1 protein-coding gene is annotated in these 641 nt (G+C 56.8%); it reads right to left on the reverse strand.

Annotated elements, in window-relative coordinates:
* The coding region (locus SPHV1_RS25640; protein WP_231634467.1) for a hypothetical protein at nt 1-495 on the reverse strand (495 nt) is incomplete at its 3' end.
* Between the last annotated feature and the right edge of the window lie 146 nt (nt 496-641).

The following is a 641-nucleotide window of genomic DNA, read 5'->3' on the forward strand; positions in this document are numbered from 1 at the left end:
ATTGCGGTGCCCCATCGCCGCGATCTCGATCTCGGCAAACCCCTGGCTTTGGCATTTGTCGCCGAAGAACTTCCGGAGTTGCTTGAGCGAGCTCAGGATATTTTCCTTCGCAAGGGTGCCTTTCGACGCTTCAAGGATCTGATTGGAGCACAGGGCAAACTGGATCGCTGGTATGGCTATGAAGAACGCGCAATGCAGGCGGCGGTCAGAGATTGGTGTGAAGCTCTTGGCATACCGCTGACCGGTGAGGCGCAAGCCGCAGGGCAGGCCGGAATGGCCGAGCCGGGCCTTCATGTTGCCCCTTGTGATGCGTGCGGGAATTGCGTTCCCAGTCTCGAGATGACGCATTTTGGAAGCCAGGAGACCGGATATCGAGATCTTTGCAGTCGTTGCTACAACGAGGAAGTGGCGCGCCTGGGCGGATTGAAGTTCGATCATGTTGCCTTTGAGCCTATCGATCTTTTCGATGGACGCGGCAGGAAGCATCGGTTTCATTTTGTGCTGCGCCATCTCGGATCAATGTTGATGCTGGGAGCCTACGAGGTCAGGGTCGATGAGCGCATGGGATACGAGTTCGAGGTCCACGGCGGGTCTGAAGCAGACCCATTCGAACTCATGCAACGGCTCCATAAACGGATGCG

The sequence above is a fragment of the Novosphingobium sp. KN65.2 genome, from assembly GCF_001368935.1.
Classification (GTDB): domain Bacteria; phylum Pseudomonadota; class Alphaproteobacteria; order Sphingomonadales; family Sphingomonadaceae; genus Novosphingobium; species Novosphingobium mathurense.